Annotated in this window: 17 protein-coding genes; 5 read left to right on the forward strand and 12 right to left on the reverse strand. The window is 59.5% G+C overall.

What is annotated here, in order from left to right:
- Positions 1-15: 15 nt before the first annotated feature.
- Genes SIB83_RS02110 through folD form a run of 4 tightly spaced genes read right to left on the reverse strand, consistent with a single transcriptional unit; the run spans position 16 to position 3894 of the window.
- Entirely contained in the window at positions 16-1515 is a 1500-nt protein-coding gene (locus SIB83_RS02110; protein ID WP_413746642.1) for an ATP-dependent DNA helicase, read from the reverse strand.
- A complete protein-coding gene (locus tag SIB83_RS02115; protein ID WP_413746643.1) occupies positions 1512-2018 on the reverse strand; it encodes a divergent PAP2 family protein in 507 nt (168 codons plus the stop codon). The genes SIB83_RS02110 and SIB83_RS02115 overlap by 4 nt, the downstream gene beginning before the upstream one ends.
- A gap of 2 nt (positions 2019-2020) precedes the next feature.
- Positions 2021-2959: a polyprenyl synthetase family protein gene (gene crtE / locus SIB83_RS02120; protein WP_413403297.1), complete on the reverse strand. Its 939-nt coding sequence runs from the start codon at positions 2957-2959 to the stop codon at positions 2021-2023.
- Positions 2960-3012: 53 nt separating this feature from the next.
- On the reverse strand, positions 3013-3894 hold the full coding sequence (gene folD, locus SIB83_RS02125; RefSeq protein ID WP_413746644.1) for a bifunctional methylenetetrahydrofolate dehydrogenase/methenyltetrahydrofolate cyclohydrolase FolD: 882 nt from the start codon (positions 3892-3894) through the stop codon (positions 3013-3015).
- Between the two features lie 74 nt (positions 3895-3968).
- On the opposite strand from folD, the gene SIB83_RS02130 reads away from it, so the two are divergent.
- On the forward strand, positions 3969-6068 hold the full coding sequence (locus SIB83_RS02130; RefSeq protein WP_413746645.1) for an HDIG domain-containing metalloprotein: 2100 nt from the start codon (positions 3969-3971) through the stop codon (positions 6066-6068).
- Positions 6069-6085: 17 nt separating this feature from the next.
- Here SIB83_RS02130 and SIB83_RS02135 read toward each other — a convergent pair whose 3' ends face one another.
- The 5 genes from SIB83_RS02135 to SIB83_RS02155 are packed head-to-tail and all read right to left on the reverse strand — an operon-like array spanning position 6086 to position 8420.
- Positions 6086-6757, reverse strand: a complete 672-nt coding sequence (locus SIB83_RS02135) for an RluA family pseudouridine synthase (RefSeq protein ID WP_413746646.1) — start codon at positions 6755-6757, stop codon at positions 6086-6088.
- Entirely contained in the window at positions 6741-7142 is a 402-nt protein-coding gene (locus tag SIB83_RS02140) for a hypothetical protein (RefSeq protein WP_413746647.1), read from the reverse strand. The genes SIB83_RS02135 and SIB83_RS02140 overlap by 17 nt, the downstream gene beginning before the upstream one ends.
- Positions 7143-7199: 57 nt before the next feature.
- Positions 7200-7778 carry a hypothetical protein gene (locus tag SIB83_RS02145; protein WP_413746648.1) on the reverse strand — a complete coding sequence of 193 codons (579 nt, stop codon included), beginning with the start codon at positions 7776-7778 and terminating at the stop codon, positions 7200-7202.
- Between the two features lie 42 nt (positions 7779-7820).
- Positions 7821-8120, reverse strand: coding sequence for an MTH1187 family thiamine-binding protein (locus SIB83_RS02150; protein ID WP_413746649.1), 300 nt, complete (start codon positions 8118-8120; stop codon positions 7821-7823).
- A gap of 21 nt (positions 8121-8141) precedes the next feature.
- Positions 8142-8420, reverse strand: coding sequence for a hypothetical protein (locus SIB83_RS02155; protein WP_413403307.1), 279 nt, complete (start codon positions 8418-8420; stop codon positions 8142-8144).
- A gap of 85 nt (positions 8421-8505) precedes the next feature.
- Here SIB83_RS02155 and SIB83_RS02160 point away from each other — a divergent pair, with 85 nt between their 5' ends.
- Positions 8506-8976 carry a hypothetical protein gene (locus SIB83_RS02160; RefSeq protein WP_413746650.1) on the forward strand — a complete coding sequence of 157 codons (471 nt, stop codon included), beginning with the start codon at positions 8506-8508 and terminating at the stop codon, positions 8974-8976.
- Between the two features lie 62 nt (positions 8977-9038).
- Positions 9039-9245, forward strand: coding sequence for a hypothetical protein (locus SIB83_RS02165; RefSeq protein ID WP_413406503.1), 207 nt, complete (start codon positions 9039-9041; stop codon positions 9243-9245).
- A 105-nt stretch (positions 9246-9350) separates the two neighbouring features.
- Here the strand turns inward: SIB83_RS02165 and SIB83_RS02170 are convergent, their stop codons facing one another.
- Complete coding sequence (locus SIB83_RS02170) at positions 9351-9650, reverse strand: Nif11-like leader peptide family natural product precursor (protein WP_413746651.1); 300 nt, start codon at positions 9648-9650, stop codon at positions 9351-9353.
- Positions 9651-9671: 21 nt separating this feature from the next.
- Between SIB83_RS02170 and SIB83_RS02175 the strand changes: the two genes are divergently transcribed.
- A complete protein-coding gene (locus SIB83_RS02175; RefSeq protein WP_413746652.1) occupies positions 9672-10148 on the forward strand; it encodes a hypothetical protein in 477 nt (158 codons plus the stop codon).
- A gap of 16 nt (positions 10149-10164) precedes the next feature.
- Positions 10165-10590 (forward strand): signal protein, encoded by a 426-nt coding sequence (locus SIB83_RS02180; RefSeq protein WP_413746653.1) that lies wholly within the window; start codon positions 10165-10167, stop codon positions 10588-10590.
- A 15-nt stretch (positions 10591-10605) separates the two neighbouring features.
- Here SIB83_RS02180 and SIB83_RS02185 read toward each other — a convergent pair whose 3' ends face one another.
- Together SIB83_RS02185 and SIB83_RS02190 are read right to left on the reverse strand one after the other, a co-directional pair.
- Positions 10606-11466 (reverse strand): carbohydrate ABC transporter permease, encoded by an 861-nt coding sequence (locus SIB83_RS02185; RefSeq protein ID WP_413746654.1) that lies wholly within the window; start codon positions 11464-11466, stop codon positions 10606-10608.
- Positions 11467-11470: 4 nt separating this feature from the next.
- The gene (locus SIB83_RS02190) at positions 11471-13093 is read right to left on the reverse strand and encodes a 2-isopropylmalate synthase (protein ID WP_413746655.1); all 1623 of its coding nucleotides are present in this window, start codon (positions 13091-13093) and stop codon (positions 11471-11473) included.
- Between the last annotated feature and the right edge of the window lie 76 nt (positions 13094-13169).

The following is a 13169-nucleotide window of genomic DNA, read 5'->3' on the forward strand; positions in this document are numbered from 1 at the left end:
CAAGAACAGGTGAATTCAGTTCGCCGCAGTTGACCCGCGCAACGCTTTGCTCCAGGTTGCGGCATTGCGTTGGCCATCCCCGACCAGATACACCCCATACCTGGCACGACTGACAGCCACGTAGGCCAGCTGTTGATGGAACAGCTGTCTGTCGGGAGCCAGGCGTTCGAGCGTGCGTGGGAACACGTCATCAGCAACGAACACTTCGCCAAAGCTGCTGCCTTGACTGCGATGAACGGTGAGCACAGCAGCAGGTCCAAGTGACGCGAACGCGTCTCTCACCAGGAAATAACGGCGCCAGAGAGGTCTCCCGCCGCGTTTGCCGGCGGTTCTGGCGTCCTGAGCCAGACGCTTCAGCAATGCATCCAGCTGCTCCCGGGCCTGGCTGCCAGAGGGAGGCTGAAGCCTCAGGTTGAGCTCGAGCTCACCACTGCGGACCTTCGCGTTGAGAGTCTCAATCACCGGCACCCCAAGTCCAGCCAGTGACAGCTGGGCTTCGCCTGCGACTCCGAACTCTGCCAGGTCGCAGCGTTCGGGGGTCACGTCTTCGACCACAAGTTCCCGGTTGGAGCCAAGCACCAGATCGGGCTCCTCACCGGTCTCGCCCCGATCACTGGAGGCAGGCGCCATCACCGCTGTGCGCGTGATCAACACCTCACCAGGCAGCACGGCCATCTGATCCGCCATTTCACCGTGAATGGCCCTGCGGGCATGGGGCACCAGGGCTTCCAGTCTGCGGTTGGTGTAACAGAGAATCCTCGCTGCATCGGGGTTGTCAGAGGCCGCGGCCCGACGCAGAGCCTCCTGGGCACGCGACAACCAGTCGCTTCGGTTCAGCACGCCCACCTGACCGAGATCAGAGCGCACGGGAGGCAGCAGGGGAGGGGCCTCACAGGGCAGGCGGGCATCACGCAGGCAACTGGCAAGCTGCAGGACAGGTCCCTGGTGACGGACAACCTCTCGAAGACAGGCGGAAACGGCACGGTTCATGGCGAAGACAGGACTTTCGCCTTCGCCCACGGGTGGCAACTGGGCAGGATCACCTACGAACACGAGTCGTGTTTTGAACGGGTGAGCACACTGCAAGGCGATCGACAACAGCGAACTGTCGACCATCGAGGCCTCATCGATCAGCACCAGACCGAGATGCTCCAGCGCAGCAGCCGTTTGCTCAGTGGATTCGCAGAGCTCACGGTCACCCTGACGCTTAAGCTTGAGTCGAAGCAATCGATGAATTGTCGAGGGGTACCAGGTGGGCTGCAGGCCTTCGAGGTTGAGAGCCTGCCTCAGAACACCCACAGCTTTGTGGGTGGGAGCGACAACGGTCCAGCAGAGACCACTGTTTTCGACTTCCTTCAGTAGGCGCATCGACAGGAAGGTCTTGCCACTGCCGGCAAAACCGCTGAGCACAAAGGGAAGACCGGCATCTTTCTGCTGCAGCCAACCTGAGAAAGCTTCCGCAGCCTCTTTCTGATCCTCGGTGAGGCTCAGATCGGCATGAGGGAATGACGTCACCCCAGCGCTTTGCCGAGCAGCTGGGCCAGCTGCAGCGGAGATCCCAGATAGTTGAGCCCGAGCAATGCGATCGCAGGACCCAGAAGGCTTCCCACCAGCACCTCCAGGCGGGAATGTCCCAGACGTTCCTTGAGTGGTTTCTCCAAAGGAGTCACCCAGAGCGTGTCAGGCAGAGCATTGACCCGTTCGGCGGTGAAGCCGGCGGCTCTGCGCACGCCACTGGCGTCGTACATCACCACAAAAGCGACGGTGGAGGCGAGAGCGAACACAGGCGATGCGAATCCCTCCTGCCAACCTGCGGCCGCGGCCGTGCCGGTCACCAATGCGGAATGACTGGATGGCATTCCTCCTGTTTCGATCAGCACCGCAGGCCTGAAGCGGCGATGGACAGCAAGTTCAATCAGCAGCTTGGACAGCTGAGCGAGACCGCAGGCGGCAAGCCCCCAGGCAAGCACTGCATTATCGAGAATCTGGAGAGGGATGCTCAGGGAGACGTCATCCATGCTCAGCGATCCCTGCTGGCCACATAATCCGCCAGTGCGAGCAGAGGTTGGGCCTTGTCTTTCCAGGGGTGAAGCGCAGCTTTGGCTTCACGAACCAATTCCAGGGCGCGGGTTCTTGAAGGTTCCAAACCAAGCAGTTTCGGGTAGGTGGTCTTGTCGGCGAGAAGATCCTTGCCCGCCGTCTTGCCCAGAACCTCACTGCTCGCCGTGACATCGAGAATGTCATCGACGATCTGAAATGCAAGCCCGATTCCATTGGCATAGGTGCGCATGGCCTGGACCTGAGCATCACTTGCACCGCCGATCAAGGCGCCGGACACCACACAGGCTTTGAGCAGAGCAGCGGTTTTGTGCAGATGGATGTATTCGAGCGTCTCGAGATCGACCTGCTTCCCCTCGCATTCCAGATCCACCACCTGCCCACCAACCAGTCCGGGAGCACCGGAGACCAATGCCAGCTCACCCACCACCTTCACCAATCTCTCAGCAGGCACACCCGCACTGCGGACAGCCACCATCTCGAAGGCACGACTGAGCAGGGCGTCACCGGCGAGGATCGCCATGGCGTCTCCGTACACCTTGTGATTAGTCGGCCGTCCACGCCTCAGGTCGTCGTTATCCATCGCCGGCAGATCGTCATGGATCAGCGACATGGTGTGGATCATCTCCAGCGCGACCGCCGTGGGCATCGCCTGTGAAGCATCACCACCCACCAGCTCGCAGGCTGCGAGACAGAGAATGGGACGTAGCCGCTTTCCTCCCGCAAGCAGGGAATAACGCATCGCTTCCCTGAGAGATTCAGGCCGCTCCGGACCCATCGAGGCATCCAGCGCCGCTTCAACCCGTTGGCGGGCCTGATTCAGATAGGCCTTGAAATCAAAATCCCGAAGGGGCTCACCCGGCGAAGGAACGCCTTCAGGGCTGGTCGCCGTGGCGGTCATGGGGAGCGCAACGCTGGCAGAATTCTGTCAGGCCGATGGGCCTTCAAGCACCATCAGATGATCAAGTCGGCCAGATCGTGATCGATCCCGTGGCGACGGCACCAGGCCACAACGGTGTTCACGAGCAGCATTGTGACCGTCATGGGGCCAACCCCTCCAGGCACAGGCGAAAGCGCGGCGGCAATGGGCTCGAGCTCGGCTGCCTTCACATCACCACAGAGTCCCCCCTCAGGACGTCGGTGGATCCCGACATCGACCACAACCGTGCCAGGACTCACATGATCCTCTCCAAGCATTTCAGGACGACCCGCCGCCACCACGAGAATCTCGGCCTGACGCGTCAGGGCGCTGAGATTCCTTGTGCGTGAATGCGCAATCGTCACCGTAGCGTTTGCAGCCTGCAGCATCAGGGCCATCGGCTGCCCCACCAGAATGCTGCGTCCGATCACCACGGCCCGACGACCAGCGGGATCGATCTCAGCGCTGCGCAGCATCGCCATCACGCCGGCCGGCGTGCAGCTGCGGGGACCCTGCTCACCTTTCAGCAACCGACCCAGATTCAGCGTGTGTAGACCGTCGGCGTCCTTTTCAGGATCAATCGCCGCCAGCAGAGGTGCTTCATCCAATCCCTGCGGGAGCGGAAGCTGCAACAGGATCCCATCCACCCTTTGATCAGCATTCAACGCACGGATCGCCTGCAAAACCTGTTCAGACGATGCATCTGCGGGTAGGTGAGATCCGTAGCTCTCTACACCGATCCGGGCACAGGCCTTTTCCTTGTTGGCCACGTAAACCGCACTGGCCGGATCATCCCCCACACGCAGCACGGCCAGGCCGGGCGGGCGACGGGCGGACTGAATCGCTGCTTGGACCTGAGACTGCAGCCGCAGCTCAAGCGTTCTTGCCAGAGCCTTGCCATCCAACCTGAGGGCCATGGCCATCCGATGCATGTGAATCCAGCATGACGCTCCAACAGAGCTAGCGTTCGTGAAGGATTTTCCCGGCCGACTTGCGTTCGCATCGCCTTGCACGTCTCTGGAGGTCCTGGCTTAGGAGCGAATCACCTCGCCGCCCTGTGCTGCGCTGGAACAGGCTGCAGAAAGGCGCACTGCTGATCCTCTGTGTTCTGGTGGCGCTGGTGTCCAGCTGGCCCTGGCTGGTGGAACCTGACCTTCGACCAGGACTGGCGGCTCCTTTTGACGCAGTGGCACCCAAAGACGCCAGAGTCGTTGACAGTGAAGCACTGGAGCAGAGGCGTTCAAGCCTGGGATCCAGCACCTTCGTACAGGTGCTGGATGCTCAGGAAAACCAGCGGATCCGCCTGCGGCTGGAGCGACATCTCAGCGAACTTGAACGGGTCGCAAACAGCGACGACGCCGAGCGCATCGGTCCGGTCAACCTATCCCTGGACGAGCAGCTGTGGCTGGAACAACGAACCCAGGAAGACCGTCGCAACTGGGATATGGCCCTGCGCAGGGCCCTCAACAGGATGCTCAGCCAGGGACTTGTCAACACCCTGGCACTGGAACAACTTCAGAAGGCCAGCGATCTGCAGCTCAACGAGTTGAACGAAGGCGCAAACCCAGGTCGCAGCCTGGGAAGCAAGGTATTGACCACCACGCTTCAGGGCGCCAGCAACCTTCAAACCGATCCACTGCGGAGCCAGCGACTGATTGAAGAGCTGATCACCCAACAGGGAATTCCCACAATCGAAGTGAACCGAGGGGATCTCATCACCCGCAAGGGGGAGTCGATCAGCTCACAGGCCTATGACGTCCTCGATTTCTTCGGGATGGTGAATCGCCGACCGAAGCTGGGAATCTGGATCATCCGATTCACGGAAGCCCTGGCCAGCTGCGGAGTACTGCTGCTGGTGATGCGGCGTGAACGTCCCTGCCTGGAAGCACCCCACGGCCTGCTGGCTCTGGGGCTGCTGCTGCTGAGCCAGGCCTGCAAACTCTGGTTCGGCGCCTTGGTGAGCCCATTGGCGGTGATCGTGCCGCCCACCCTTCTGCTGGCTCAGGGACTGGGCACAACCAGTGCACTGGCCTGGATGGCTGTGGCCAGTCTGCTCTGGCCCACCCCGGTCACAGGACTGGGGGAGGGGCGCCTGCTGATTGCTGCAGCAACGGCCACCGTTGCTGCATTGCAGGCAGGTCGGTTGCGCAGCAGAGCCCAGCTCCTGCAACTGGCGGTCCTGCTGCCACTGGGTGCGTTGCTGGCAGAGCTTTTGCTGATGAGCCGAGACGGCAAACCGCTTGCCGTCTCATGGATTCGTCTGCCGTCCGATGCCGGTGGACTCGCCTCGGAAGCTCTGCTGCTGGGGCTGACAATGATGCTGGCAATCCTGGTGATTCCCTTGCTGGAAAGCTCCTTCGGGTTGCTGACAAGAGCACGGTTGATGGAACTAGCCGATCAGGAACGTCCTTTGCTTCGGCGGCTCTCTTCAGAGGCACCAGGCACGTTTGAGCACACACTGATGATCTGCGGTCTGGCCGAGGAGGGCGCGCGCGCGATCGGCGCCGATGTTGACCTGATCAGAACAGGCTCTCTATACCATGACGTTGGCAAGCTCCATGCCCCCAACTGGTTCATCGAGAATCAGATCAGCGGGGAAAACCCACACACTCGTCTGAACGATCCCCTGGCCAGTGCAGGAGTGCTGCAGGCACATGTGGACGAAGGCCTGAAACTGGCAAGGCGACATCGGCTTCCAAGACCGATTGCCGACTTCATCCCCGAACATCAGGGAACATTGCGGATGGGGTATTTCCTTCACCAGGCTCGCGAACAGAATCCCCAGATCTCCGAAAAGCGCTTCCGTTATCACGGTCCCACTCCCCGGTCCAAGGAGACTGGAATCATGATGCTGGCTGACGGATGTGAGGCCGCGCTGCGCTCTTTACCGCCGGACACAAGCGATCAGGAAGCCCGAGAAACGGTCAAACGGATCGTTGAGGCTCGGATCAGCGACGGCCAACTCAGACAAAGCAGCCTCAGTCGGGCTGAACTGGAGCTGGTCATGCACTCGTTCGTGCGCGTCTGGCGAAGGATGCGTCATCGCCGGATTCCCTACCCCATCCCCGCCAAGCGCAGCTTTTCCGCCTGAACTCAGTCCGCCTAAACTCAGTCCGGCTGAGCCCAGATTGGCAGTTCAGAACGCACACGAACGCGTCGGTGATCGAAGGGGTCCCGGAAACTCAGCGCATGAGCGTGAAGATGCATCGGACCGGGATCGTTGCATGCTGAGTAGATGGGGTCTGCGCAGATGGGGGCTCCAACAGCAGCAAGATGAGCCCGCAACTGATGGGAACGACCAGTCAGAGGTCGCAACCACAGACGCCTGCAGTCGCCGTCCGGTGACCACTTACGCCATAACGTGAAAGAAGGCTTGCCCCCCGGATGCGGTCCATACACTGGTGGAAGGCGCTGCAGCCTGGCCAGAGGGAGTTGAATGCGCCCTCTCCTCCCTGACAAAGGCCTGATCACATCAGCGAGATAAAGCTTTTGCACTTGGCGGGCTTCAAACAAAGCACTGAGACAACGAAGACTGCCTTGATTTCTGGCCACAAGAATGAGTCCTGACGTGTCCCGATCGAGGCGATGCACCAAGCGAAGCTCTGGGCAACAACGCTGGAGTCGGGTGATCAGGGAATCGTTTTGGTGGGATCCAAGCCCCGGCTGACTCAAGAGACCTGATGGCTTCTCGACCACCAGATACTGCGGATGCTCGAGCATGAGCGAACAACCTGCAAGCTGAGGGATGGCTGCTGCCAATCCTTCAAAGCCTGACGCCACGCCGATGGGCTGGACGACACCAATAGATCAGCGCCAGCACGTTGATCAACCCGAGCAGGACAGGTCCCAGCCCCATGGTCTGCGGTTCAAGCCCGAGAACCAGGCGAACAAGTCCGTAGGGGATGGCCCCTGCAAGGCTCATCGACAGGGCAACGATGGCCAGAATCACCCCCCAGCGCCGTTGCGCCAGCAGGCCTGCCGAAGCCACGATGCCCACGATCGCAGCGGGCCACGCCAGGGAGAAAGCGAGGGTGATGTTGGTGATGGCGATGCCGGAGGAGGCTCCCTCACGAAAGGCCAGAAGGCCAATCACAGGGAGAGCTATCAGGTTGGCCACCAGGCCTAGCCAGGTCATCAACCAGTAGCCGTTGAGCCGAGGACCCATTGAGAAATGCCAGACACCATCACACCGTACGGTCCATGGACCACCTGTTGAACCGGCTCAGCGTGGAGACACAGGAGCATCAGGAGGCTGCACCACCCTGCGGGGACTCAGGCGTTCAGCACAGAAACTGCGAAAGAGTGCTTCAACTTCGTCGGGGGGCATCCCTTGCACAAGACGTGCCTCGATTTCATCCCGACGCTGTGACTGGTGATAGAGACGCAGTTCCTGAAACGTCGTTTTGGATTGAGCCTCGATGCGCGCAAGAGCGTTGCCGACCTGGTGATCCGCGAGCAGACGTCCACCATGACAATGCTGCATGACATGTGCTGACTCGTGGGCCAGAACAACCCAGACCTGCCTTGGGTCATCCGCGATGTTGTTGGCACAGATCAGCAGAGCATTGCGAGGTGCATGAAAGGCACCCAGAAGTGCGGACGGACAATCCTTGGCCACAAGGGTGTGGGTCCCCGCCTGGCGGATCAGAGCGGCATAGGTTCCAATCCGATCCCAGGTCTCAGCTTTCGATGACCCGGAGAGGAATGGAGCAACCAGGGTCAGCGCAAGAACAGCGAAAGAACGCGCACGACCCAACGGAGCCAGACCCAGCAAACCAACACCTCCAGTCCCTGGTCTCATTCAAGACACGCTGGACCGAATTGGCATCCCTGTCGCCGGAATTCACGGCATGAGGCGTTTCACGCTGTCCACCTTGTCGCGAAAGGACTGGTTGCGATCAATGCGCGTGTTGACACGAAGCGTGGCGTGAATCCGCTGCACTCCCTCCTGATGAAGACGCTCATGGCATGCCCTAACACAGGCGAAGACCTGATCCCACTCTCCCTCGATGGCAGTGCCATCAGGCCCGAGCTGATGGTCCAGCCCCGAGGACTTGATCACCTCCTGACACAAGGCGATGGAAGGCCCCAGCGACACACCCAGACCCAGCGGGACCAGACAAAGATCAACACTTACCCGCACCAGTCGCTCATCCAGTTCCGCTCATGGTCGAACGGGATCAGGCTGGGATGCAAGCGCTGACGGATCCGACCCCAGAAGGCAGGCGCTCGGATATCCGAGGGTGCGCCATTCCCCGCAGCGGGTTTGCACTTCAAGGGCAATCCCACGCTGGACGACCGACATCGAACGCCCTTGCCCAGCACACCAGCGACTGGCCGCAGCTTCCGCAGCAGCAATGGATTCATAGGGTGCGTCCAGCACCGGATGCGGCTGACCGTCCAATGCCACGAGCCTGTACAGGGGGCAGCCGGGCTCAGGCATGGGACCACTTTTGTATCTGTCTACAGTGTTCCACGGCGCAGAGTGGCGCGCCAACCCGGACCGTTTGCCCAGCCATCCTCGCGCGATGCCAAGTCAAACTCTCACGGACGCCTACTCAGCGCTGCTGAGCAACGCTCCCGCACCTCTTTTCGCACGAGCAAGACGGCTTTATCTCAACAAATACTGCCTCGATGGACGCGGCACCAAAAGCGTTCTGCGCCTGTTCGTTGCAAAGGAGACCATCGAGGAGAGGGTGGAGGTTGATCAGGATGCCGGTCCTCTCGGCAGGATCGCCACACTTCAATCAAGCACGCTGGAGCTGGCGCTTGTGCACTGGCAGCAGGATGCCCCCCCCGAACAGGCGCTGATTGAGACCTACCTCCGGCAAAGCTGGCAACTCCAACCCTGTCTGATCGCGCCGGCCGAAGAGAGCTGGTTCCGCAACGGGGGCTTTCAATTCACTATCACCTTGCAGCAACCCCTGATCTGGGTTCGAAGCAGCCGATATCAGGACGCGGATAATCAATCAGGAAAAGGAAAACCCACGAAAAGCTGAAGTCATCGTCACCAACTGCACAAGGCTGGCTAGGCAGAGTTCAGGACTCGCAGAGAATCATGATGAGATCATCACTCCTTGAGCGGTATGTTCTGCGTTTCGCAAACACCGGTCATTACCTGCGAATCAACGACGAAAGCCAGGAGATTGAACGCAGCTCCAGCGCGGAATCAGCATGGGAATTTCACTCTCACGAAGGAGCTGTGACTCATGCACTCTGGATCGGTGAAGTGTTTGGACAAACTCCCGATGTCGTGAAGATGGTTTGAAGGAGTTGAGATTCATTCCGCTCAAAGCCACCGTTCAGGTCAGTACCTAATCGGTTTATCCGCACAAACTCTCCATCAATTGACAACCAATCAGTTGATGACCAATCAACCCTGGATGAAATGCCTGAGGCGCCTGGACTCATCAGCCATCCGCCTTTGCAACTCTTCTGATGGAGCTTCGGAATCTTCCCTCAACTGAGCACTGATCACGTCGTTTTCTGTGATGGAAAGTCCGCGCTCACGGCCAAGCTCGATCAGGGTTTCCACTGACACCGGCGCCGAGAGGCGCTCTGCCAGCTCCCGTTCCTGATGGCGTTGCTTGAGAAGGGTATCGAGATCCTGAAGGGACATGAACAGCAGCGCACAGCGATCACAATTCCATTCCACCAGACCATTGCTAGACATCGCGAAGGACTTTTCAAGACCATGAGGACCACCAGTTTCATGACTGCTCTGCTCGGGCTCAGTGCTGGCCTGATCAGCCTTGAAGCCGGAGTGTCAGCGTCACAGGCTGGCTGTAACTTTCTGCCCCCGGTCGGCGGCGACGGCAGTAGCAACATCGTCAAAAAACGGGTCAGCAGAGAGAAGCTGATCGGGCGCACCAACTGGAACACGGACTTCGCTGTCGATGCTCCATACAGCAGTTTCAAGCTTTTCTTCACCGCTGACTCCACAGCCAGCGGCACCTATCCCGTTGAAGCATTCCTGAAGTTCACCGATGGCAGCAATCTGCGGATCGTGAAGGAATCCATGCGACCACCGATCGGCACCGGCAAGGAGTTCGGACCGTTCTCTGTTCCCCAGGGCAAACAGGTGAGCCAGGTGAACTTCAAGATCGGTGCCGGCAGCGATCCCAGCTCAACAGGTTTCAGCTATCGCATTTCCGTTCAGGGCTGCAACTGAAGCAGGGCAGAGAGCAATGCGGGAGCGCCTCTGGATCATCATCCCCGCAGCTGGATTTCCATTCCTGCTGGTGCTGTTCATTGTTCTCTGGCAATCTCTGCAGCAACAGAGCAGCACCATCCAGGAACTGGTAAAACAGCTCGACAAACTTGAGGGGCTGGAGCTGCGAGACAGGGAAGACAACCGAGAACTGATTGAACAGCAACTCGGAGCTCTGCAAACACGACAACAGGCGTTGCAGAGGAAAATCACCAACCTGGAAAGTTGGCAGCGTGCATCCAGCGATCGCGAACGGTCTCTCTGGAACAGGCTCGAGACTCCATTCCCCTCCGAGCACGAGGGAGGCCATCAGCAGGAGCGTGACATCGAGCCCACAGCACCACCCAACGTCCCTTCCTTGGGAAGGCCTTCGTTGGGACGACCTTCCTCGGATCAGCCTTGAACTGCTCAGCCCTAATCAGCCCTTGACGGCATCTCCGCTGGCACTTGGAAGAATGAAGCGCTGCAGAAGAATGAACAGCAGCAGCACAGGAAGAATCGAAACCACAGATCCTGCGGCCACGATTCTCCAATCGAGGGAAAAACTGCTGGCCAGCTGCTGAAGCCCCAGAGGCAGCGTGAACAGCTGGGGTTCATCGAGGATCACCAGTGGCCAGAGAAAATCGCTCCAGGTGCCGATGAACACGAACATCGCCAGCGTGATCAGATCAGCTCGCGCGGCTGGAATCATCACGTTCCACCACTCACCGAGCTTGCTGCAGCCATCCATGCGTGAGGCTTCTTCCAGCTCGGCAGGAACACCGAGAAAGCTCTGGCGAAGGAGATAAAGGCCAAAAGCAGTGGCGGCCTGTGGAATCACTAGAGCCATCAGGGTGTTGCGAAGACCCAGCTGCACCATCAGCAGATACAAGGGGATCATCACCACCTGAAACGGGATGAGGATGGTGGCGACAACGAGGCCCAGAACCAAGCCACGCCCTGCAAAGCGCATGCGCGCCAGTGGGTAGGCGGCGAGAGAACAGAACAGGAGATTGGCCACCACAGCCAGCAGGCTGACCACTGTGCTATTGAATAGATAAATCCCCAGCGGATTGTCTCGAAACAACCGTCCGTACGCATCAAAGCTGGGTTGCGAGGGCAACAGGGCCGGAGGACTGGTGAAGATGTCCTCGGCGGGACCCTTGAGAGATGTACTGACCAGCCAAAGAAGGGGAACGAGCACCACTAGGGCAAGCACAATCAGCAGCAGCAGCTGCAGTAACGCCCCGGCACGAAGCCCAGACTTGTCAGCCGAGGCTCGGGTAACTGAGGAGGGCATCAGCTCAGAGTGTGGGTCGGGCATCAAGAGGTGCGGCATCCCTCTGAGGATGCAAGGCCGGTTGTGCAGACCCAGCCACCAGACGATTGAGAGCATTGACGAAAGCCTGGGCCGCGGCCACGACCACATCCGTGTCTGCGGAATGGCCTGAATACAACTCGCCGTCGCGTCTGAGCCTGATGGTCACCTCTCCGATGGCATCAATGCCCTCGGTCACAGATTTCACGGAGAACTCCACCAGCTCATTGGGCTCCCCAGCCAGGGCGTTAAGCGCCTGGCACACAGCATCCACAGGACCGGTGCCGATGGATGCCATGGTCTGCTCTTTGCCATCTTCATCCGCCAGGGTGACGGTGGCGGTTGGGCTGAGGCTGCTGCCGCAGCTCACCTGAACCAGTTTGAGCTGATAGCGGGCCTCCGGCTGCTGCACCTGCTCGCTGACAATGGCTTCGAGGTCACGGTCGGTGATTTCACGTTTGCGATCAGCAAGATCCTTGAAACGAGCGAAAGCATCATCAAGATCTTCTCGGCTGAGGTCATAACCCAGCTCTTCAAGGCGCGCGCGCACGGCACTGCGACCACTGAGCTTGCCCAGGGAAATGCGGTTGTCAGTGAGTCCCACCGTGCGGGCATCCACGATTTCGTAGGTCAGCCGGTTCTTGAGCACGCCATCCTGATGGATCCCTGATTCATGGGCAAATGCGTTGGCGCCCACGATCGCCTTGTTGGGCTGCACCACCATGCCGGTGAGATTGGAAACGAGACGTGAGGTTTTGGTGATCTCCTCTGTTCGCACCGCGGTGAGCGGAGTCGGCGAATCCGCATCCCGCCCGAAGAAGGGGTTGAAGTAGCGGCGGCGCACATGCAACGCCATCACCAATTCTTCAAGAGCAGCATTACCGGCTCGCTCACCAATGCCGTTGATCGTGCATTCGAGCTGTCGGGCACCGTTCTTGACGGATTCCAGGAAATTGGCAACGGCAAGACCGAGATCGTTGTGACCATGAACTGACAACACCGCATCACCGATGTTGGGGACATGGCGGTCAATGCCCGCGATCAGCTCACCGAATTCAGTCGGTGTGGTGTAGCCGACCGTGTCAGGAATGTTGATGGTGGTGGCGCCGGCAGCAATCGCTGCCTCGATGACCTCGTAAAGAAATTCCGGATCACTGCGACCTGCGTCTTCGCAGGAGAACTCAACGTCATCGACCAGAGAATGGGCATAGGCCACCATGTCGGGGACGATGGCAAGCACCTCCTTGCGGCTTTTGCGCAGTTTGTGCTCTAGGTGAATGTCACTGGTGGCAATAAAGGTGTGGATGCGCCTTCGTGGGGCAGGAGCCAAAGCTTCCGCGCAGGCTTTGATGTCGCCTCTCGACGCCCGGGACAGCCCGCAGATCACCGGCCCGTGTTCACCTCCGACCTGCTGGGCGATGCGGTGGACAGCCGCGAAATCACCCTGGCTGGCGAAGGGGAAGCCCGCTTCGATGACATCAACACCCAGTCTTGCCAGCTGCTGCGCGATCGCCAGTTTTTCCTCAAGGTTGAGACTGGCTCCCGGAGATTGTTCACCATCCCTGAGGGTGGTGTCGAAGATCAGAACGCGGCCTGGGTCGTGGGCCATGGCGGAAGCCTCGACGCGATTTAGTCGGAATGACTATGGGTAAGCACATTCTAAGCGAGTCAGCCATGGCCAATCC

Origin of the sequence: Synechococcus sp. MIT S9507 (assembly GCF_047304715.1) — a bacterium.
GTDB lineage: Bacteria > Cyanobacteriota > Cyanobacteriia > PCC-6307 > Cyanobiaceae > Synechococcus_C.

Coding starts and splice junctions, on each gene's coding strand:
- SIB83_RS02115 (WP_413746643.1), bottom strand. CDS start 2,018: ATGGATGACGTCTCCCTGAGCATCCCTCTCCAGATTCTCGATAATGCA.
- crtE (WP_413403297.1), bottom strand. CDS start 2,959: ATGACCGCCACGGCGACCAGCCCTGAAGGCGTTCCTTCGCCGGGTGAG.
- folD (WP_413746644.1), bottom strand. CDS start 3,894: ATGGCCCTCAGGTTGGATGGCAAGGCTCTGGCAAGAACGCTTGAGCTG.
- SIB83_RS02140 (WP_413746647.1), bottom strand. CDS start 7,142: ATGGGTCCTCGGCTCAACGGCTACTGGTTGATGACCTGGCTAGGCCTG.
- SIB83_RS02145 (WP_413746648.1), bottom strand. CDS start 7,778: ATGAGACCAGGGACTGGAGGTGTTGGTTTGCTGGGTCTGGCTCCGTTG.
- SIB83_RS02155 (WP_413403307.1), bottom strand. CDS start 8,420: ATGCCTGAGCCCGGCTGCCCCCTGTACAGGCTCGTGGCATTGGACGGT.
- SIB83_RS02160 (WP_413746650.1), top strand. CDS start 8,506: ATGCCAAGTCAAACTCTCACGGACGCCTACTCAGCGCTGCTGAGCAAC.
- SIB83_RS02165 (WP_413406503.1), top strand. CDS start 9,039: ATGAGATCATCACTCCTTGAGCGGTATGTTCTGCGTTTCGCAAACACC.
- SIB83_RS02170 (WP_413746651.1), bottom strand. CDS start 9,650: ATGTCTAGCAATGGTCTGGTGGAATGGAATTGTGATCGCTGTGCGCTG.
- SIB83_RS02175 (WP_413746652.1), top strand. CDS start 9,672: ATGAGGACCACCAGTTTCATGACTGCTCTGCTCGGGCTCAGTGCTGGC.
- SIB83_RS02180 (WP_413746653.1), top strand. CDS start 10,165: ATGCGGGAGCGCCTCTGGATCATCATCCCCGCAGCTGGATTTCCATTC.
- SIB83_RS02185 (WP_413746654.1), bottom strand. CDS start 11,466: ATGCCCTCCTCAGTTACCCGAGCCTCGGCTGACAAGTCTGGGCTTCGT.
- SIB83_RS02190 (WP_413746655.1), bottom strand. CDS start 13,093: ATGGCCCACGACCCAGGCCGCGTTCTGATCTTCGACACCACCCTCAGG.